This is a genomic window from Aetokthonos hydrillicola CCALA 1050 (genome assembly GCF_017591665.1).
Lineage (GTDB): Bacteria > Cyanobacteriota > Cyanobacteriia > Cyanobacteriales > Nostocaceae > Aetokthonos > Aetokthonos hydrillicola.
The window spans coordinates 1-1917 of sequence record NZ_JAAKGC010000327.1 but is presented as its reverse complement, the minus strand read 5'-3'; the positions used below and the strand labels follow the sequence as shown (position 1 = coordinate 1917).

Below are 1917 nucleotides of genomic sequence, written 5' to 3'. Positions count from 1 at the left end.
CAACAAAGAGAACCAACCCAAGCTTCTGGCGTGGGGCGACAGTCACGTTTGTTAGGAGATAATGCCACGTCAGGAAACTCACCCACTGGGGCGTCTCCACAAGATCGCGTTAGTGTAGGAAACGTCTCACAGGAGAGACTTGGTCATAAATCTCGAATTTTTGTTGTTTGGGGTGTATTAATTGCTGCTGGAATGGGTCTAGCTTGGAACTTATACAATTTGCAAATTGTAAATGGCCAAAAGCTAACAGACAAGGCGCGAAGCCAGCAAATGGTGAATTTGCGACCTTATATACCGCGCCGTCCAATAGTAGATCGTAATAAGGATGTCTTAGCAATTGATCGTCCTGTTTATACAGTGTATGCACACCCTAAGTTGTTTGAGCAGTCTAATGAAAAAATGGCTGCGCAGATCGCTCCAATCTTGGATCAAGAGCAAAGTGAGTTAGAGAAAAAGTTTCAAGGTAAAAAAAGTGGTATATTGCTGTCTTCTGCCCTTCCAGAAGAAATTGCCGATCGCCTGATCGCACTTCGTCTCAATGGGTTAGAATTCGTTCAAAAATATTCTAGATTCTACCCACAACAAGATTTGGTTTCAGAGGTTGTCGGCTACGTCAATGTAGACCGTCGAGGTCAGGCTGGTGTAGAATACAGCCAAGAAAAGCTACTAGAACGTTCCGTACAAACTGTGCGGTTAAGTCGGACAGGTAATGGGTCGTTAATGCCAAATTATGCTCCAGAAGGTTTTTTGCACTTTGATGACCTACAACTACAACTGACTATTGATAACCGCCTACAACGAACAGCCGGTTCCGTCCTTCAACAACAGATGCAGAAGTTCGGTGCAAAACGTGGGACGGTAATTGTTATGGATGCATGGGATGGTTCTCTACTAGCCCTAGTCTCTCGTCCTACCTATAATCCTAATCAGTACTCCAAAGCCGACATCTCTCTATTTAAAAACTGGACACTGGCGGATCTTTATGAACCCGGCTCAACTTTCAAGCCTTTGAATGTGGCGATCGCTCTTGAAGCTGGAGTCATCAGACCTGAAAATGTGTTCAATGACCCTGGTTATATTCAAGTCGCTGATAGAACCCTCAGAGACGCAAAAGGAGAACGTTTTGGATTAATCAACGTAGCGCAAATTTTACAATACTCCAGCAACGTTGGTATGGTGCAAATTATCCAGAAATTAAAGCCCTTGGTCTACTACAATTGGTTACAAAGATTGGGTTTAGGGCAAACTGTTGAGACAGATTTACCTTTTGCTGTCAGCAGTCAGCTAAAAAGCCAACAACAATTTCTGGGTTCACCAGTTGAAGCAGCAACGACTTCGTTTGGTCAAGGCTTTGCCTTAACACCATTACAACTTTTGCAAATGATTGGTGCTTTAGCTAATGGGGGTAAATTAACTACGCCTCATGTAGTTCGCGCGCTAGTCGACAGCAACGGGCAAATACACTATACTCCCACTCGCTCATTGCCACGTCAAATCTTTTCACCTGCGATTTCTCAAAAAGTCGTAGAAATGATGGAAAGTGTAGTTGATGAAGGAACTGGTACTGCGTCACAAATTCCAGGCTACCGGATTGCTGGTAAAACTGGAACAGCACAAGTAGCAGGGCGTGGCGGTTATATTAGCGGTGCTTATATTACCAGCTTTCTGGGTATATTACCAGCAGAATCACCCCGGTATGTCGTTCTTGCGCTAGTAGATCAGCCAAAAGGCAAAAATGTCTATGGTGGTACTGTTGCTGCGCCAATTGCTAAGTCAGTTATGGAAGCCTTAATTACGATTGAACAAATTCCACCAAGTAGGGGTGTACGACCGCTCGCGCCTACTCAAGTACCCCAGTAGAGAGAATACAGGAGTCAGAATTCAGGAGTCAGGAGCGTGTATTCTGAATTCTGACTC

The 1917-nt window shown here is 44.4% G+C and carries 1 protein-coding gene; it reads left to right on the top strand.

The features are described 5' to 3' along the window. Positions 1–192: 192 nt before the first annotated feature. Positions 193–1860, top strand: coding sequence for a peptidoglycan D,D-transpeptidase FtsI family protein (locus G4P69_RS37520; protein ID WP_208345356.1), 1668 nt, complete (start codon positions 193–195; stop codon positions 1858–1860). Positions 1861–1917 lie beyond the last annotated feature (57 nt).

Excerpts from the sequence above, each read along its gene's own strand:
- G4P69_RS37520 (WP_208345356.1), top strand. The coding sequence starts at position 193 with ATGGGTCTAGCTTGGAACTTATACAATTTGCAAATTGTAAATGGCCAA.